Raw genomic sequence first — 18241 nt, 5'->3', positions numbered from 1 at the left:
CCCCGCACACAAACAATCGGACACTCTCGACCCCACCACCGCGCAGCCAAGCTTAGATTCCACATATAGAGACGCGAGGCTTGCAGATCGTTTTCCGTCGCGATCCGATAAGACGAGAATCTGGCTCCCCCGGCCTCCCTCGATACATCCAGATCTCGAGATAGCTCATTCATATCTCAAAAATAACAGGCGCCCCCAGGCAGGCGATGAAATCGCGTCCCTGGGGGCTTACATTTGCAAAGTCTACTGCGACGCGGTGGATTGTCAACAACCTTTGAGTGCTCAAAAACCACGCTTAGGGCACCTAGCCATCAGCCACTAGGCTGGGAGTGATACCCCTTTTCCCGGCATGGAAGGCTGCCTTAGCTCGTGGCGAAGTTCCTGTTTCACCTCGGACGCTGGTCGTTTACTCGTAAGTGGCTCGCCATCGGCATCTGGTTGGTCGCCCTCGTCGGCATCGGCGCGGCCGCTCTCACGGGCCAGAAGGGCTTCAACGACGTCTTCGAAATCGAGGACATGCCCTCCACTCACGCCACCGAGCTGCTCCAGGAGAAGTTCCCTGAGATGGGTGACCCTGGCGAGGAGTCGATCGTCAACGTCGTCTTCCAGGCCCCGGAGGGCAAGCAGCTGAAGGACCCCGAGTACATGGCGGCGATGGACCGCACCGTCGAAGCCATCAAGCAGGACGTCCAGAACCTCGGCGACACCCTCCAGCTGCACAATCCCGTGACGATGAACGACGGGCTGCAGAAGGAGCTCGTCAAGCAGGAAATGGACATGGGGCTGCCGCGCGAGACCGCACTGCTGGACGCGCACACCCTCCGCGCTGTTTCCGACGACGGCCGCACCGGCGTGCTGAGCTTCACCTTCGACGTCCCCGTCCCCGCGGACGTCACCGACGAGGACCGTGCCGCCGTCACCGAGGCGATGAACATCTCTCGCGACGCGGGGCTTACCGTCGAGGCCGGTGGCCTGGGTTTTGCGGACCCTGTCGCCGTCGAACCGATCAGTGAGATCGCCGGCTTGGCGGTGGCGATGATCATCCTGTGGGTGACCTTCGCCAGCTTGCTCGCCGCCGGGTTGCCGCTGCTCACTGCGGTGGTTGGCATCGGCATCGGCACGCTGCTGACGGTCGGCGCGACCTTCTTTGTGCCGTTGAATTCTATGACGCCAACGCTGGGCCTCATGCTGGGTCTGGCGGTCGGTATCGACTACGCGCTGTTCATCATGGCCCGCTACCGCGACGAGCTGCGGCACGGGCGCAGCCGACTGGATGCGATCGGCCTGGCGACCGGCACTGCGGGCTCGGCGGTGGTCTTCGCGGGCCTCACGGTGATTATCGCGCTGGTCTCGCTGCGCCTGGCGAACATCACCTTCCTGACATATATGGGCTACGCGGCCGCGGCGAATGTTTTCATCGCCGTGCTGGTGGCCCTGACCCTGCTGCCCGCCCTGCTGGGCGTGCTCGGGGACCGGGTGTTCAAGAAGGAGGCCGCCGGCCCACACGACACCGAGGCCCGCGCCGTGCCGCCAGAGAAGCAGAAGAACACTTTCAGCGTGCGGTGGGTGAAGCTGGTGCACCGCGTCCCGGGGCTCATGCTCGCCCTGGTGATGGTGGTACTGGCCGGGCTCTCGATCCCGGTGCTGAACCTGGAGCTCGCGCTGCCCTCGGATAAGACGGCGAACGTCACCTCCACGCAGCGTAAGTCCGCGGAGATGCTCGAAGAGGGCTTCGGCGGCGGCAAGAACGCCCCGATGCTCGTCGTGGTGGACGGCTCCGAGGCCCGCGGGGATGCGGAGGCGCTGAAGCCTTACCGTGGCGGCACGGAACCGACGTCGGAAAATCAACCGAGCCCGGCGCAAGCGACGTTCATGTACGCCGCGGACCAGATGCGGCAGAACGCGGACGTGGTCAACGCGCAGATCGTCGGCATGAGTGAGGACGAAACCGCAGCGCAGCTGCTGGTGACCCCGAAGGCAGGCCCGACGGATGACCGGACCGTGCAGCTGATCCACACGCTGCGGGCGCAGCAGGCGGAGATCGAGGCGGCGACCGGCGCGACGATCGGCATTACCGGCCTGACCGCGATCCAGCAGGATGTCACCGACAAGCTGGCCGACGCGATGCCGATCTACCTGGGGCTCGTGGTGGGTCTGGCGCTGATCCTGCTGCTGATGGTTTTCCGCTCCATCGTGGTCACGCTCATCGCGGCGCTCGGGTTCCTGCTCTCCGTGGGCGCGGCCTTCGGCGTGACTGTGCTGTTTTGGCAGGAGGGGCTGTGGGATCTGTGGCACTCGCCGGGCCCGCTGGTCAGCTTCGTGCCGATCTTCCTCATCGGCGTGACCTTCGGCCTGGCCATGGACTATCAGGTGTTCATCGTCTCCCGCATGCGCGAACGCTTCCTGCACGATTCGCAGGCCGCGGCGCGTGGTTCTCGTTACACCGCGGTGGAGGATTCCGTCATCGGTGGCTTCTCGCTGGGTGCCCAGGTAGTGACGGCGGCGGCGCTGATCATGATCGGTGTGTTCGCGTCCTTCGTTTTCCAGCCGTTGCCGTTCATTCAGATCTTCGGTTTCGCACTCGGTGCGGGCGTGCTCTTCGACGCCTTCTTCATCCGTATGACGTTCGTCCCGGCGCTGATGTTCCTCTTCGGTAAGGGGACGTGGTGGATGCCGAAGTGGCTGGACAAGGTGCTGCCCACCGTGGATGTGGAGGGCTCGGCGCTGGAGAAGGCCTTCGCGAGCGGGGAGATCGGCGAGGCTGCCGAGCGCTAGGCGTGTGGTTGGGGGAGCTGGTCACCGTGCAGCGGTGTAGGTGGTACCGCGTCGCCCTTGACCGCCATGCATGTGGACGAGCTCCTGCTCGATCAGTGGTTTGAGCGCGTACCTTACCTGGCTTTCGCTGAGGTTGGTTGCGTCGATGATGCTTTTTAGCGTTACCGTGGCCCCTCCAACCCCCGCGGTGTGTACTGCCTTGTACACAGCCGGGGCATTCTTGCCGAGCTTCTCCAGATCGGGGAGGGGCTGCGCTGCAGGAGATGGCTGCAGGGATGGCTCTGCCTTTGAGGCGGGGGCCGGCGTAGGCGCCGGAGAGGCCTGGGAATCGGTCGGCTCCGGGGCAGTAGTCTCGGGGGCAGCAGTCTCGCCACCCATGTCGGGGCGCAGCTGGGGTTCAGTATCGCGCCAGAAGAACGCGGTGAACTTCACACCCGTGTCGACGAATGTGGGCGGCTTGAGCCCCTGTTCGCGAAGGGATTTCAGGATGGTCTGGACGCCACCGCCTTCACCCTCGATGATTCTGTGCCCAGCGTCATCCCGCAGCGACCTCGCGAGCCGGTAGAGCCGCTGATTCACTTCTTGGCGCCAGAGCTCGTCGCTTTTCAGTTGGCTGACCGACAGGGATTTCAACCCACCGGGACTCATAATCATGAGTGCCTTGTGGGTAATGCGGACATCGATACTGCGGCCCTCTTCGAGGGTGTCGGGGCCTAAGTCGCGGTGGATGAGTGCATTGGCCACGGCCTCTCGGATGGCGTTGAGCGGTAGCTCTGGACGGTCGACCATGTGCCCGTTGGCGAGGTAGGCCTGATACGTGCTGAGGTTAGCGGTGATCCACTCCATCGTTTGGTCGAGGAGGGTGGGCAGTGGACCAGAGAAACGCTCGAGGTTCCGGGTTCTTGCGGACGACTGGCTGTGTGAAGGGGACGTGTCGGGGAGCCGGACCGCACAGGTCACGCTGAGAGCTGGGTAGACCCCTTGGGGGAAAGTACTGAGGGCGTAGTACCCGGCCACGCTGAGCTCCCCGGTGGGTAGCACGGCCGTAATTTTCCTGAGGATTTCGTGGTCATCGTCGATATCCCGGAAGGGGCGCACCGCTTGGCGCAGGTCGTTGGCGACTTGCTGGACGAGTTTTTCGTCCAGGTCTTTGGCCGACGTGTTGGGCACGGGCCGCATGTCGTAGTCCGCCGTGGGGTTTTCCGGAGACTTCGCGGCCTCGATCATCCGCAGGTCGGATGCGTGCATTTCGTAGTCGCCATCAGCCTGTCGGAGATAGGCGCGATGCTTATACCGCGCGGGTCTTTCCTGGATCGGCAAACCTTGAACTTCGGCGACAACGACGGTCGGGGCGTCTTCGGCGGTGCCCATTCTCACTGAGTACGTGTTGATGTACGGGCACGGGGAGATGGCGTTGCGCGCCTGATCGACAATCCCGGCTTCGAGCTTCACGGGTTCTGGCACTCCCACAATGTCAAAGTTTGATCGCTCGTCGATGCCGAGGATGATCGTTCCGCCCTCGGGCATATTTGCGAAAGCGCAGGTTGTTGCCCCTAAGTTTTCTGGCAGGCCGTGGGCAGCGCGTTTTACCTCGACGGTTGTTGAGTCCCCTTGACGGAGGCGAAACCAGGAGACCTCTTGCTGAATGCGTGCCGAATCCCACGTCATGATTGCGAGTTTAAAGGTTTAAACCTCTAAAAACAAGAGTTTGCGGGCTAGGGCTTGAAGTTTTTAAAGGGGCGCGTTGGGTAATGCTGACGTTAGTGCAGGTCGAATGGGTATTAGTAATACTTGTAAACTTGGAATGACACTGTGAAATATTCCCAGTCTTATTCTCAGTATGAGTTTTCCACGTGCGGCGCGGGGTATCACTGAGCCTTCGTGGACACCGCCCAGCAGTTCGCCACGGGCATGTCCGGGGCGAGCACTAGACTGTCGGTTATGACTTCCGGATCCCACTCGCAGCCACCGCACGACGCGGCCGGGTTTGCCACTGATACGTCCTTCGAGCTCCTCAAGCCCCTGGGCGAGGTGACCGACCCGATCGCATCGCACTCCGGCGAAGGGGACCGGGAAACACGGCTGACGCAGGGGCGGGTGGGCGTGCTCAAAACACCGCACGGGAACATCAACACCCCCGCCTTCATCCCCGTCGCAACCAAAGCGACGGTGAAGACCCTGACCCCGGAGCAGGTGCGATCCGCGGGGGCGCAGGCGATCCTCTCCAACGCGTACCACCTCTACCTGCAGCCCGGGCCGGACATCGTCGACGAAGCCGGTGGCGTGGCCACCTTCGAGAACTGGCACGGGCCGACCTACACGGACTCCGGCGGGTTCCAAGTCATGAGCCTCGGTGTGGGGTACAAGAAGGTCCTCGCGATGGACTCGAAGGTCTCCGAAGATAAGGTCATCGCGCAGCAGAAGAAGCGCATGGCGATCGTGGACGAGGACGGGGTGGACTTCCGCAGCGTCATCGACGGCTCCAAGCACCGCTTCACCCCGGAGGTCAGCATGCAGATCCAGCACCAGCTGGGGGCGGACATCATGTTCGCTTTCGACGAGCTGACCACGCTGGCGAATACCCGGGCCTACCAGGAGGCGTCGGTGGCCCGCACCCACCGCTGGGCGAAGCGCTGCCTGGAGGAGCACCAGCGCCAGACGGAGCTACGCAGCCACCGACCACCGCAGTCCCTGTGGGGCGTGGTGCAGGGCGCCCAGTACGAGGACCTGCGCCGGCAGGCGGCCCGCGGACTGGTGCAGCTTTCTGAGGAGGCCGAGGCGGAGGGTAAGCGGGGCTTCGGTGGCTTTGGGATCGGAGGGGCCCTGGAGAAGGAGAACCTCGGAACCATCGTGGAGTGGGTCTCCCAGGAGCTCCCGGACGACAAGCCACGGCACCTGCTGGGCATCTCCGAGCCGGATGACCTTTTCACTGCCATCGCCGCTGGTGCGGACACCTTCGACTGCGTGGCGCCCACCCGGCTCGGCCGCCGCGGTGGGGTGTACACGCTCGATGGGCGGATGAACCTCTCTAACGCGCGCTTCCGCCGGGACTTCACGCCGGTGGACGCCGAGGTGGGTGGCTATGTGAGCGAGAACTACACCCGCGCCTACATCCACCACCTGCTGCGTGCGAAGGAATACCTCGCGGGCACGCTGTGCACGCTGCACAACCTGCACTTCATGATCAAGCTGGTGGACAACATCCGGGAGGCGATGCTGGAGGGCCGCTTCGAGGAGTACCGTGCGGAGTTCATGGGCCGCTACTACGGGCCGGGCTGGGAGCAGCGCCTTGGCTAAGCAGGATGAGGGCGAGACTCATCAGGACGCTGCTTTGACACAGCGCGACGCTGCTTTGGAACCGCGGGGCGCCGGGCGTTACGCGCCGAGCCCCTCCGGCGACCTGCACCTGGGCAACCTGCGCACCGCGATCCTCGCGTGGCTCTTCGCCCGGCACACCGGCCGGGCCTTCCACCTGCGCGTCGACGACATCGACGCCCAGCGCTCCTCCGAGGAATCCGCCCGCCGGCAGCTCGCTGACCTCGCAGAACTCGGAATCACCCACGACGGCAGGATCGTCTACGAGCGCGATTGCCTCGACCACTACGCGGCTGCCCTGCAAAAGCTGGCTGACCAGGGGCGGGTCTACGAGTGCTACTGCTCCCGCAAGGACATCCAGGAAGCCTCCCGCGCCCCGCACGCCGCCCCAGGGGCCTACCCCGGGACCTGCCGGAACCTCAGCGAGGAGGAACGAGCTACGCGCCGGGCGGAGCTCGCCGAGGCAGGTCGTAGTCCTGCGTTGCGGTTGCGCGTCGGTGACCTTTCTTCCTCCGACGCCACCCCGGCCAGCCTGGTCACCACCCACACGATCACCGAGCACTTCGCGGCCAGGGAAGCGCTGGGCGGTGACGTCCTAAAAGAAGGGACCTATACCGGCGAGGTGGATGACATGGTGCTGCGGCGCGGCGGGAACACCGCGCAGCTGGACGGCAGCGAGTATGCGTACAACCTGGCCGTCGTGGTGGACGATGCGCTCGCGGGCGTGGACCAGGTGGTTCGCGGGGATGACCTGCTGAGTTCTGCACCCCGGCAGGCGTACCTGGCTGGGCTGCTGGGGTTGCCGGAGGTGGAATACCTGCACGTGCCGTTGGTGCTCGGGCCGGAGGGCAAGCGCCTGGCGAAGCGCGACGGGGCGGTGACGATGCGCGAGCTCGGGGTGGAGGATGCCCTGGCGTGGATCGGCGAATCGCTGGGGGAGGCCGTGGGCGTGACTGCCGCGAGGGTGCGCGACGCCCTGGCGCAGGGCGCATCACCGGCGGAAATCCTCGAAGGTTGGGCGGAGAGCTTCCGCCCGGAGCTGCTCTCCCGCGAGCCGGTGACGTACCTAGGCTAGCGGACCTCGCGGGAACAACGCACTCAAGAACGGCGGAACCGTCCGGAACGGGAGGGGGCGGTCGAGCGTGGGCTAGCGGACCTCGCGGGGTTTGAAGCGGGCGTCCACAACTGCGCCGCGCGCCTTGGCCGCCGCCTTCTGCGCGATCTTGGTGTTTTTGGCCACGAGCAGGCGGGCCTGGCGGGCGCGCTCCATGAAGAAGGTGCGGCGCGGGCCGGCGGTCCAGGTCTCGTCGATGATGCGCTTGGCGTAGGCCACCGAATCCGGGGAGCGGGTTGCCAGCTCCTCGGCGAGTGCGCGGGCGGCTGCGGCCGGGTCTTCCGCAACCTCGGAGGCGAGCCCCAGCTCTACGGCGCGGGTGCCGTCGAAAACCTCGCCGGTCATGGTCAGACGCTTGGCGGTATCGATGGGCAGCAGCTGCTTGAGGGAGAAAATCCCCGACATGTCCGGGATCAGGCCCCACTTGGCCTCCAACACGGACCACTGGGCGTCCGCGGTGGTGAAGCGGTAATCCGCGGCCGCGACGAGCTGCACACCACCGCCGAAGCAGAAGCCCTCGACTGCCGCGATGACGGGCACGGGCAGGCGACGGAAAGCCCAACACGCCTCCTGGAAGGTATTGGTACCGCGCCACGGCCGGGGAGCGAAGGCCTTGGCGATGCCCGCGGGGGTCTTCAACGCGGAGCCGAAGTCCAAACCCGCGGTGAAATTATGGTCTTCACCTGCGAGAATGACGGCCCGAATCGTGCGGTCGCGTCGGATCTTGTGCGCGGTGGCGACCAGGTCGTCGAGAACGGACAGGGTGAGCGAGTTCAGCTTGCCGGGACGGCGAAGGGTGACGTAGGCGATGCCGTCCTCGACGTTCAGCGTGACCTCGCCGTGGCGGGAGGCGGGGTCGTCGTTGTGGGCGCTGTCCGGTGCTGCGGCGGAAGAGTGTTCATTGCGGGCTGTCATGGGATCACGCTAACCCACGGGTGCGGTGCTGCGCGGGGGATTGCGGAAGCTGCGTGGCGAGGGCCCGGGAGGTGTTCTTCATCACGCGGTCGCGAGTGCGGCCGGGAGAGCTTTTGGCGGTAAAATTGCTCCATGAGTTCAGTTATCAATCTCGTGCTTGGCGTACTGCTGGTGTACGTCATTGTCGGGCCACTTCCCCTCGGCCTGCAGCTGCTCGCGACCTGGCTTGTGCAACGCCGTGAGCAGAAGAACGGGCAGGGTGTGGTGTCGAGTGGCGATCGGCGGAAGCTGCTTGGAACGGTGCGCGCTGGGGTGTGGGCCTTCTTTGCCGGGCTCGTGGTCTGGGTTCTTTTCCTCAGCTGGACCCCTGACCAGCTGGGCCTGCCAATGGGTGGCCCCTATGCAGATTGGCAAGTGGTTGCGTGCGGTGTCGGTGCGGTGTGTGCGGTGGTGATGCTTTCGCTGCGGACCCGCTGGCTTTTCGCCGGCGCGCTGGGCGTTGTGCTGGGTTTCACCGCGGGGTTCTCGCTCGCGTGGTCCTTTTGGGCTGCCGCCGATGATTCCTCGGGACTGTGGGCTGCGGGCTTGGTCTTCCTGCTCGTTGGTTGCCTGATCGGGCTGAATTTCGTGGGCCTGATGGTGGCGTCCGTGCGTGCGGAACGGGCGCGCGATCAGCAGGCTGGCAGGTAGCGGCGAAGTTTTTTGGGCAAAATAAAAGGACCCCGCGCACCCGTGAGAGCTCGTTGACCCTTGCTGCATTCCTGCCCTGGGGGAGTTCACAAGATGCACGCCACGCGGAATCCGCCTAAAGCATAACGCATCGCCACGGCCCTGGCCAACGCTCGATCGTGCGGGTCAATCTTTCGGGCGCTGGCTTGCGGGGACGTGGGGTTGATTCCAGTGGGGTTGGAGCCCGGCCTCACGGCGGTTCCAGGGTCGGCTGTGCGCTTCGCCTCGCGGGGTCGGAAATGCTGCGAGCGCTGGGGATTTTGTGCGCTTGGTGGGCCTGGGTATAGTAGTCAGCGGAGGATTCGACTAGCGGCCTATGTCACACGCCTGGAACGCGTGCGGGGCTCACGCCCCTCGAGGGTTCAAATCCCTCATCCTCCGCAGTTGGGAAACCCCAGGTAGTTCGCTACCTGGGGTTTCGTTCGTTGCGTAGGGGCACAGTGAACTGATCCGGTGGGAGCTGCTGGTGGGGGCTCAGCTTGTGTGCACAGACCAAGCCCGTGTCTGGGGCGCTTGTTAGAATCAAAAATGGTATTTGCCACTAAATTCTTTGAGCCCCATACGCAGGAGGCGCCAGCACCGTGCAGCTCGCAAACATCGACCGTGACCAGCTTCTTTCCCTCAAGCCCGAGGTTGAGAAGAAGTACGCAGATCTCAAGGCCCAGGGCCTGAAGTTGGATCTCACCCGCGGTAAGCCGTCCACCGAACAGCTGGACTACGCGGTGGACCTGCTCAGCCGCCCGGGCAAGAACTTCATCGCCGCTGATGGCACCGACACCCGCAACTACGGCGGGCTGACCGGCATCGCGGATATCCGCAATATCTGGTCGGAGATTATCGGCGTGGCCGCGGAGAACATCGTCTGCGGCGATGCTTCCTCCCTGAACATGGCCTTCGACCTGGTGGCCTGGGCATACACCTTCGGCACCAACGATTCCGTCAAGCCGTGGGCAGCCGAGGCTGCGAAGGCAGCGGAGAAGGGCGGGAAGCTCAAGTGGATCTGCCCGGTGCCGGGCTACGACCGTCACCACACCATCACCGAGCACTTCGGTTTCGAGATGATCACCGTGGACCTCCTCGAGGATGGCCCGGACCTGGATCAGGTCCGCGAGCTGGTGAAGGACCCGCTGGTCAAGGGCATGTGGGCTGTCCCGATGTTCTCCAACCCGACGGGCACCCTGTACTCCGAGGACGTCTGCCGCGAGCTGGCGTCCATGGAGACGGCGGCGCCGGACTTCCGCATCGTGTGGGATAACGCCTACGTCGTCCACACCCTGACGGACGAGTTCCCGCCGGTGTACGACGTCCTCGGCTTCGCCGCGGAGGCGGGCAACCCGAATCGTTTCTGGTGCATGTCCTCCACCTCCAAGATCACGCAGGCGGGTTCCGGCGTGGCCTTCTTCGCCTCCTCCGAGGAGAACCTGGACTGGTGGAAGCGCCACGCGATCGTGCGCGGCATCGGGCCGAATAAGGTCAACCAGCTGGCTCACGCCCAGTTCTTCGGCGATGCCGAGGGCGTGCGCGCGCTGATGCGGAAGCACGCGGGATCCCTGGCCCCGAAGTTCCGCGCGGTCGTCGAAATCCTGGAGGAGCGCCTCGGCGGCCTGGGTGTTGCGGAGTGGACCGACCCGGCTGGTGGCTACTTCATCAGCGTCAACGTGGTCGAGGGGACCGCCGGCCGTGTCGTTGAGCTGGCCAAGGAGGCTGGCGTTGCGCTGACCGGGGCGGGGTCGACGTTCCCGCTGAAGCAGGACCCGAAGGATCAGAACCTGCGCCTGGCACCGTCGATGCCGGAGCTGGAGCAGGTGCGCCTGGCGATGGACGGCTTCGCGACCTGCGTGCTGCTCGCCGCGATCGAGGCCGTGGAGGCCGGGGCCTAAGGCCTGGCCACGTCGGAGCTTAAGGAGGACACATGAACCAAGAGGAAACTTTCGCCTGGGTCGAGCAGCTGCTGCCCGAACCGCTTGAGGTGGACACCTACCGGGTTGGTGAGTCCTTCCCGGAGTTCGCCGCCGCATCCGTCGCCCTCGGTGGGGACGGCACGGCCGCGCCGGAGACCGTCGCGATGAGCCTGGACGCAGGGCGCATCGAGGTCGGCCTGGAGGCGGAACCGGGCACCGAGGTGCGCGTCGAGTTCGTCACGGTGGCTGCCGGTCACGACGATCTCGCGCCGAACCTGGTGGCTGCCGCCGCGACGATGGTCTCCCAGGACCCGGGTGTGTGGACCCCGCAGCCGGGCACGGTGATGCGTGGTCTGGGTGACCACGTGCGCGAGGGGCTGTCCGCTCGTCACGGGCTGCTGATCGTGCCTTTCCTCTGGGAGAAGGGTGTTCCGCAGGTCCACGAGATCGCGGGCGACGGCGGGGACGGCGCCAAGAAGGCCGACCAGATCGGTGAGGATGGCCCGGTCAGCGACAAGGGCTTCGACTACACGCACCCGGGCCGGCTGACGGTGCCCGCCCAGCTGGTGATGATCACCGACGCCGAGCTGGACATCCTCGACCGTGCTGCCGACGAGGGGCGCAACGGCGTGGACGAGCTCCAGAACTACTTGGTCGAGCAGCAGGTTAATATCAACGACCTGATGCGCTAGGCTGCGTCAGACTGCGAGTCCTGCGGCGACGGTCCCGCAAGCCCGCTGGTCGTTCCCGCAGGTGGCACATATAAGCCGAAGGATTGAGGATAGGAGGTGCTTGGAGGCGATGATGGCGAAGAACCCGTACTCTCACGGGCACTCCAATCCGCATGGGGAGGATCCGTTCATCGGCGACCCGATGGGCGGGCTCGGGGACTTCCAAAACCCATACAACCCCATCGCCGACGAGTACCGCGACCTCTACGACGACCTGCAGGCAGACCACGCCGCGAACAAGCCCGGGTACCCGAACAAGCCCCAGTACAGGTCCGGACAGCAGTACAAGCCCAAGTACCAGGGGTTGCCCGGATTCCCCACCGGCATGGACTATGCCGAGGGTGGCCGTCGTGGCGACACCGACTACGGAAGCGACGGTCTCGCCGCGTCCTCCGCGGTGCCCGGTTACCCGAGCCACGGTTCTCAAGATTTTGATGCCATGCGCTCCAGCTCCCGCAACTCGATCGTCGCTGCGGTGCTGGCGGTATTCCTGGGGACGCTGGGCGTGCACAACTTCTACCTGGGTTATCAGCGCCGGGCGAAGTGGCAGCTGGGGCTCACGATTTTCGGCTGGGCCACCTCCATCCTCCTCATCGGCATCCCGATCCTCCTCGCGGTGTACATCTGGTCGATGGTCGAGTTCATCATGATCCTCCTGGGCGCCGGCCCATATTTCGAGGACGGGGACGGCTACCCGCTGTTGTGACGCCGCGGGGCACGCCGCAGGTAATCCTGCCGGTCGCAGGGGCAACGACGTCGAGGGCGGTGCCGTGACAGTCCACCGTGACGGTGCGGGCGGCGTCGTCGTCATAAAAAAAGGGGAGGGCGGCCCCAAAGAAGTAAGCCGGACCGCAAAGGTACTGGGAGAGAAGGACCGAATTGGCGTGTCTGCCCCGCCGGGTAACCTAGGGGCGTGGCTTTATACCGGAAGTACCGCCCGGCCTCGTTTGCCGAGGTCGTGGGGCAGGAGCATGTAACCGAGCCGCTGTCCGTCGCGCTGGACAGTGGGCGCATCAACCATGCGTACTTGTTCTCGGGCCCGCGCGGTTGCGGTAAGACCTCCTCGGCACGCATCCTCGCGCGCTCGCTGAACTGCGTGGAGGGGCCGACGTCCACGCCGTGCGGGAAGTGCGATTCCTGTATCGCGCTCGCCCCTGGCGGCCCGGGCAGCTTGGACGTCACCGAACTGGACGCCGCGTCCCACCGTGGTGTGGACGACATGCGGGAGCTGCGCGACCGGGCGTTCTACGCGCCGGCTGATTCCCGCTACCGCGTGTTCATCATCGATGAGGCGCACATGATCACCACGGAGGGCTTCAACACCCTCCTGAAGATCGTGGAGGAGCCGCCGGAGCACCTCATCTTCATCTTCGCGACCACTGAGCCGGAGAAGCTGCTGGCGACGATCCGCTCGCGGACGCACAACTACCCTTTCCGGCTGCTCACCCCGCCGGACATGCGCGGCCTGTTGGAGCGCATCGTTGCCGACGAGGGCGCGGTGGTCGAGGACGCCGTGTATCCGCTGGTCGTGCGCGCGGGCGGGGGTTCGCCGCGTGACTCGCTGTCCATTATGGATCAGTTGCTCGCCGGTGCTGGCCCGGAGGGTGTGACTTACCAGCGTGCGGTGGCGCTGCTGGGCGTGACGGATTCTTCGCTGCTGGACCGTTCCGCGGAGGCGTTGGCTGCCCAGGATCAGGCGGGCTTGTTCGCGGTTGTCGACGACGTCATCAACGCCGGTTACGACCCGCGCCGCTTTGCGATGGACCTGTTGGATCGCTTCCGCGACCTGCTGATTGTCCAGGCGGTGCCGGATGCTTTCGAGCGCGGGCTGGTGGATGTGCCGGCCCAGGAGCAGGACGGGCTGCGGCAGCAGGCCGAGGCGCTGGGGCCGGCGACGCTGACGCGGTGTGCTGCGGTGGTCAACGATGGTCTCGCGCAGATGCGGGGGGCGACGTCGCCGCGGTTGCTGTTGGAGATTTTGTGCGCGCGGATGGCGCTTCCGGCCGCGGGTATGACGGTGGAGGCGCTCGCGCAGCGTGTTGAGGCGCTGGAGCAGGGCACGGGGGTGCGCGCTGCCGGGCCGATGGGGGCTAGCGGTGGGCTGGCGAGCCCGGCTGTGGGCGCTGGGGCGACCCCGCAGGGGGATGCATCCGGTCTGTCGAGCGGTAAGCGTTATGAGCGGCCGCGGCGCCGTAAGGCGTCGGCGGAGGCTGCATCGGTGGCGGCTGCGTCGGTGGAGTCGGGTGCTGTGAAGTCGCAGGACGCGGCGCCGCAGGAGGCGACGCAGCAGAACGTGGCGTCGCAGCAGCCAGAACAGCCGGGGAATGCTGCTGCTCAGTGTGGTCAGCCTGCACAGTCCGGTCAGCCTGGCGAGCAGACAGAGACGCAGAGCGGTGAGCAGAGCGCCGCACAGGGCGCTGCCCCGGCCGCCGCATCAGCAGGTCGGGAGGCAGCGCCCCAGCCGGAGAAGCCAGCCGTGCAGGAGGCCGCGGAGGCAGCTCGTGCCCAGCAGCCTGCGAATGACGCGCAGGAACAGCAGGGTGCTGCAGCAGCGGCGCAAGATGTGAATGATTCAGCGCAGGCTGCCGGGCAGGAGAACAGCACTGCCGGTGCTCCGGATGAAGACCCGGCGATCGCCCAGGCCCGCGAGGCACGGGAGATCATGGACCGCCGCCGTGCCGCCGCCCGCGCGAACGCGGGTCAAGCACCGCAGCCGTCTGCAGGTCAGGCACCGCAGCGGGCGGCTGCGGATCAGAGTCAGGGCGCTGGTGCTGTGTCGCAGTCGCAGGCCAGCCCAGCGACCAGCGGTGAAGAGACTCGTGCTCAGCAGTCTCAGCCTGGAAATTCCCAGGCCGAGAACCCCGAGCAACCTTCCGGGCAGCCGTCCGGGGAACCTGCTGAGGCGCCCGCCGAGGCTACACAACCCACCGAGGCTGCTGCGAACACCGAGGCTGCGCCATCCGGCGAAGCCGCGCACGTCGACGAGCAGGCCTGGCAACAGATCCTCGAAAAGGTGCGCGAGCACGACCTGAGCGCGTGGATCGCTGGCCGCGACGCCACCCTGGCAGCAGAGCAACCCACCGCGGATCAGATCGTGGTGGAGCACGCCACGGGCGCGCTGGCGAAGTTCGTCAACAGCGACCGCAACGCACCGATTTATAGCAAGGCGGCCGAGGAGGTCCTCGGCACCGCGCACACGGTGGTCGCCACCGTTGGCGGGACTAACCCGGGAAAAGCCCAGGCCGGCTCAGCTGAGGAGGCCCCGGCTGAGTCGGCAACACTAACCAGCACGACCAGCGGGAACAGCGCCAACGGTGCGGAGGCTAGCGAGTCAGCGTTAAGCCAGCCAACGGCAAGCCAGACAGAGCCCAGTCAGCACAGCCAGGCGGACTCCTCGCAGGCTGCGTCGCCTGCACCGACCGGTGTGAGCGATGCCGGCAGGCACGAGCCAGGCGAGGAGGCCGGTGCGGGCCAGGCTGCCCCGACGCAGTCCGACCAGTTCGCGCCGGGTGGAGAAGCTGGAGCAAGCCAGACTGCGCCGAAGCAGGCCAGCCAGCCAACTCAGCCGGCCCAGACTTCCCAGCCCAGCGCGGGCAGCAGCGCCCTCGAGCGCGCCCGTCGCATGGCCGAAGCCAGCGCTGCCCAGGCAACGGCCCCAACCCCAGCCCCCCAGGGGCCAAGCCATCAAGAAGAGGCCAAGCCCCAGAGCGGCTGGCGTGCCCGCGCCGCGAAATACGCCGCCAGCAGGGAATACAAGCTCGCCAACGGCTTCAACGGCGTGCCCCTCCCGGACGAACCTCCGGAGGACCCCTGGGACTCCGGCCCCGGCGGCTACCCCAACGGCCCCGCACCAGATGCAGGCAACGCAGGCCCCGGGCCGGCCGGCGGAGCCCCACAGGGCGACCAGTCGGGCGGCCCACACCCCGCCGGGCAGCCCAACAACGGTAGCGCTTTCGGAGGCCAAGGGGTTGACGTCCCAAATCAAAGGACCCAACCCACCGACCCAGAGGAAGCCCTCCGCAGGCAGCAAGACGAAATCATGGACGACCTCGCCACGGGTGAGGCCGGGAAACGCGAAACGCGGCCCGCCCTGGAGATCGCGGGTGAGCTCATCGAAAACATCCTCGGCGGCGAGCGCACACGCTAGGAAAACGCACAGGAAAATACACAGTGAACTGCCACCGACAACCTCCGACCGAATGGGTAAAGTGGCAGCCGAAGAAGAACAAAAACCCTAGAAACCGAGAAGCGAAGGAACAAGGAAAATGTCTCAGCCAAACATGAACGACATCATGGCCCAGGCCCAGCGCATGCAGAAGCAGCTGCAGGAGGCGCAGGCGGAAATTGTCGCGTCCTCCATCGTTGGTGAAGCCGGCAACGGCAAGGTCACCCTCGTGCTCTCCGGCGGCGGCGAAGTCCAGGACCTGAAGATCGACCCGGAGGTCGTGGACCCGGAGGACGTCGAAACCCTCCAGGACCTCATCATCGGCGCATTCCAGGACGCCAACCAGAAGCTGCAGGACCTCGCCCAGGAGAAGATGGGCCCGCTGGCTGACCTCGGTGGCGGCGGACTGCCTTTCTAACACTTCGAACCCGCGCGGCCCATGGGGGCGGGTGCGCGCGGGGCACGCACTACGGCTAAACGCCACAGACGAAACGGGGAAAGCTCACTTTGTTTGAAGGTCCGCTTCAGGACGTCATCGACGAGTTCGCCAGCCTCCCAGGCATCGGGCCGAAAAGCGCGCAGCGCATTGCCCTCCACCTGCTGGAAACCGCGACCGGCGAGGACATCGAACGTTTCCAAGCCGCGCTGGGGAATCTGCCCTCCGGCGTGGCGTTTTGCCGTATCTGCCACAACATCTCCCAGGAGGACGTCTGCCGCATCTGCGCGGATTCCTCCAGGGACGCCAGCCTGGTGTGCGTGGTTGAGGAGCCGAAGGATATTCAGGTCATCGAGCGCACCGGTGAGTACCGGGGCAGGTACCACGTGCTCGGCGGAGCGCTGGACCCGCTGAATGGTGTGGGGCCGGGGGAGCTGAACGTGACCGCGCTGGTGCAGCGGATCGGTGGCGTGCTGCCGGATGTGGCGGTGAGTGCGCCGCACGCGTCGGCCGGCGGGCCGGTGCAGGGGTCGCTGATGGACGGCGGCGCTGGTGGGGCTGGCTTGGGCCATGGGGGCGCGGGTGCGGGCGCTGCTGGTGACGGCTCTGGCACGGGTTCGGGTGCGGGCGGTAACAGCGCGAGTGTGGGCAGCCAGGGCGCTGGCTCGGGCGCTGCTGGTGGGGCCGGCGGCGAGAACACTGCCGACGACGTCGAGTACCGCGAAGCCCCCGAGATCACCGAGGTCATTATCGCCACCGACCCGAACACTGAGGGCGAGGCCACTGCCTCCTACCTGGGGCGGTTGCTGAAGGAGTTCCCAGGGCTGACAGTTTCGCGCCTGGCCAGCGGGATTCCCATGGGCGGGGACTTGGAGTTTGTGGACGAGCTCACGCTCTCCCGCGCGTTCGCGGGCCGCACCCAGCTGAAGCTCTAGCCCAGCTCCTCCGCGATCTCCCCAGCCACCTCGCGCGCGAAAGGCTGCACACCCATGATCGTGCCGGAACCGGGGCCCGTCGTCTCCCCGAGACCCACCAGGTAAAACCCGGATACAACGGAGCGCAACCGCCCCGCATCCGTCGTCCGCACCAGCTCGCGGAACGGCCGCACCGCCGGGCGGAAACCCGTGCACCACACGAGCTCATCGAAGCCCGCCTCCGTCAGCTCATCCAGCGAATCGAACATTGGTGTTGCCCGCAGCGCACCCGAATCCCGGGCCTCCAGCACCTTCGGCAACATCACGATCTCCCCGAGATTACGATCGCCGCCGGGGTCGTCCTCACCAGCAAAAACAGCCTGCGCGCGTTCCCGATTCCGGCGGAACAGGACGCGCCCGTCGACGTCGTCGGGCATCCACCGCGGCTCGTGGCGGGTGAACCAGGTGACCTCCGCGACGTCCGTCAACTCCGCCGCGATCTGCGCCCCCGAGTTCGCCGCGCCGACCACCGCGACCTTCTTGCCGCGGAACTCTTCCGGCCCCGGGTACGTCGCGGAATGCCGCTGCCGCCCGCGGAAGGTGCCGGGCAGGAAGGGGACGAATGGTGCCGACCACGTGCCCGTCGCTGCGACGACGGTGCGCGCCCGGAACTCGCCCTCGCTGGTGTCGAGGACGAAGCCGCCCGCGGTGTCTGCGTTTACTTTCAGGACGTCAACAGGACGCCGAATGTCGAAGCCATAACGTTGCTCGTACGCGGTGAAATAGTCGATGACGTGCTGGGCGTCCGGGTAGTCCCCGGGCCCGCGGTACTTCGGCATCAGCATGCCCGACATGTTGGAGAAGCCCGGGGTGGAGAACAGCGTCATGGAGGGCCACACGTGCCGCCACGCTGCGCCGGGGCCGGGCTGATTGTCGAGGATCACGGGGGTGATCCCGCGTCTTTGCAGGTAGAACGCGGTGGAGAGCCCGGCCTGGCCGGCGCCGACGATGATGCAATCGTGGATATTGGCGACCATGTGTATCGAATATACCGAGGGCGCGGACGCTCTCCCGCTGGCCGCCGGGGACCGGCGCGGGGCGGGCGCGCGAAGGGGTGCGCAAAGGGGTTGGCGCGTGAAGGGGCGTGCGGGCCGCGCGTGAAGGGGGCGCGGGGCTAGGCCCGGGGCCCGATGTGTTTTACTCTCCCCCTCCGCGTTTTGCAGAGTTTAATGCCGGAAATTGATCC

General features: G+C 66.0%; 12 protein-coding genes, 1 tRNA gene, 1 other RNA gene and 2 pseudogenes. 12 read left to right on the top strand and 4 right to left on the bottom strand.

Going from position 1 to position 18241, the window contains the following annotated elements; genetic code table 11:
• Positions 1-369 precede the first annotated feature (369 nt).
• A complete protein-coding gene (locus tag HMPREF3097_RS02030; protein WP_070760539.1) occupies positions 370-2775 on the top strand; it encodes an MMPL family transporter in 2406 nt (801 codons plus the stop codon).
• A gap of 21 nt (positions 2776-2796) precedes the next feature.
• Here HMPREF3097_RS02030 and HMPREF3097_RS02025 read toward each other — a convergent pair whose 3' ends face one another.
• Positions 2797-4443 (bottom strand): ATP-binding protein, encoded by a 1647-nt coding sequence (locus HMPREF3097_RS02025; RefSeq protein ID WP_070760537.1) that lies wholly within the window; start codon positions 4441-4443, stop codon positions 2797-2799.
• A gap of 273 nt (positions 4444-4716) precedes the next feature.
• Here HMPREF3097_RS02025 and tgt point away from each other — a divergent pair, with 273 nt between their 5' ends.
• Together tgt and gluQRS are read left to right on the top strand one after the other, a co-directional pair.
• Entirely contained in the window at positions 4717-6072 is a 1356-nt protein-coding gene (gene tgt, locus HMPREF3097_RS02020; RefSeq protein WP_246821184.1) for a tRNA guanosine(34) transglycosylase Tgt, read from the top strand.
• A complete protein-coding gene (gene gluQRS, locus HMPREF3097_RS02015) occupies positions 6065-7165 on the top strand; it encodes a tRNA glutamyl-Q(34) synthetase GluQRS (protein WP_371260059.1) in 1101 nt (366 codons plus the stop codon). Before tgt ends, gluQRS begins: the two co-directional genes overlap by 8 nt.
• Positions 7166-7237: 72 nt before the next feature.
• Here gluQRS and HMPREF3097_RS02010 read toward each other — a convergent pair whose 3' ends face one another.
• Entirely contained in the window at positions 7238-8119 is an 882-nt protein-coding gene (locus HMPREF3097_RS02010; protein ID WP_070759773.1) for a crotonase/enoyl-CoA hydratase family protein, read from the bottom strand.
• A 132-nt stretch (positions 8120-8251) separates the two neighbouring features.
• On the opposite strand from HMPREF3097_RS02010, the gene HMPREF3097_RS02005 reads away from it, so the two are divergent.
• On the top strand, positions 8252-8809 hold the full coding sequence (locus HMPREF3097_RS02005) for a hypothetical protein (protein WP_070760533.1): 558 nt from the start codon (positions 8252-8254) through the stop codon (positions 8807-8809).
• A 21-nt stretch (positions 8810-8830) separates the two neighbouring features.
• Here HMPREF3097_RS02005 and ffs read toward each other — a convergent pair.
• An RNA gene (gene ffs, locus HMPREF3097_RS02000) (signal recognition particle sRNA small type) lies at positions 8831-8925 on the bottom strand.
• 218 nt (positions 8926-9143) lie between these two features.
• Here ffs and HMPREF3097_RS01995 point away from each other — a divergent pair.
• The 8 genes and pseudogenes from HMPREF3097_RS01995 to HMPREF3097_RS10055 all read left to right on the top strand — a co-directional run.
• Positions 9144-9229, top strand: a tRNA-Ser gene (locus HMPREF3097_RS01995).
• Between the two features lie 200 nt (positions 9230-9429).
• Complete coding sequence (locus HMPREF3097_RS01990; RefSeq protein WP_070760531.1) at positions 9430-10728, top strand: aspartate aminotransferase type Ic; 1299 nt, start codon at positions 9430-9432, stop codon at positions 10726-10728.
• A gap of 32 nt (positions 10729-10760) precedes the next feature.
• Positions 10761-11441, top strand: coding sequence for a hypothetical protein (locus tag HMPREF3097_RS01985; RefSeq protein WP_070759770.1), 681 nt, complete (start codon positions 10761-10763; stop codon positions 11439-11441).
• Between the two features lie 109 nt (positions 11442-11550).
• Positions 11551-12186, top strand: coding sequence for a TM2 domain-containing protein (locus HMPREF3097_RS01980; RefSeq protein WP_070760529.1), 636 nt, complete (start codon positions 11551-11553; stop codon positions 12184-12186).
• A gap of 207 nt (positions 12187-12393) precedes the next feature.
• Positions 12394-15627, top strand: coding sequence for a DNA polymerase III subunit gamma and tau (locus tag HMPREF3097_RS01975; protein ID WP_070760527.1), 3234 nt, complete (start codon positions 12394-12396; stop codon positions 15625-15627).
• Positions 15628-15745: 118 nt separating this feature from the next.
• Positions 15746-16063 carry a YbaB/EbfC family nucleoid-associated protein gene (locus HMPREF3097_RS01970; protein WP_015382056.1) on the top strand — a complete coding sequence of 106 codons (318 nt, stop codon included), beginning with the start codon at positions 15746-15748 and terminating at the stop codon, positions 16061-16063.
• 89 nt (positions 16064-16152) lie between these two features.
• Positions 16153-16575, top strand: a pseudogene (locus HMPREF3097_RS10060) (recombination mediator RecR); the annotation flags it as partial.
• Between the two features lie 222 nt (positions 16576-16797).
• A pseudogene (locus tag HMPREF3097_RS10055) lies at positions 16798-17016 on the top strand (toprim domain-containing protein); the annotation flags it as partial.
• Here HMPREF3097_RS10055 and HMPREF3097_RS01960 read toward each other — a convergent pair.
• Positions 17013-18032 carry an FAD-dependent oxidoreductase gene (locus tag HMPREF3097_RS01960; protein ID WP_070760523.1) on the bottom strand — a complete coding sequence of 340 codons (1020 nt, stop codon included), beginning with the start codon at positions 18030-18032 and terminating at the stop codon, positions 17013-17015. The pseudogene HMPREF3097_RS10055 and the gene HMPREF3097_RS01960 overlap by 4 nt on opposite strands.
• Positions 18033-18241: the final 209 nt, after the last annotated feature.

Origin of the sequence: Corynebacterium sp. HMSC27B11 (genome assembly GCF_001815985.1) — a bacterium.
Lineage (GTDB): Bacteria > Actinomycetota > Actinomycetes > Mycobacteriales > Mycobacteriaceae > Corynebacterium.
This window is presented reverse-complemented; position numbering and strand designations above follow the sequence as displayed.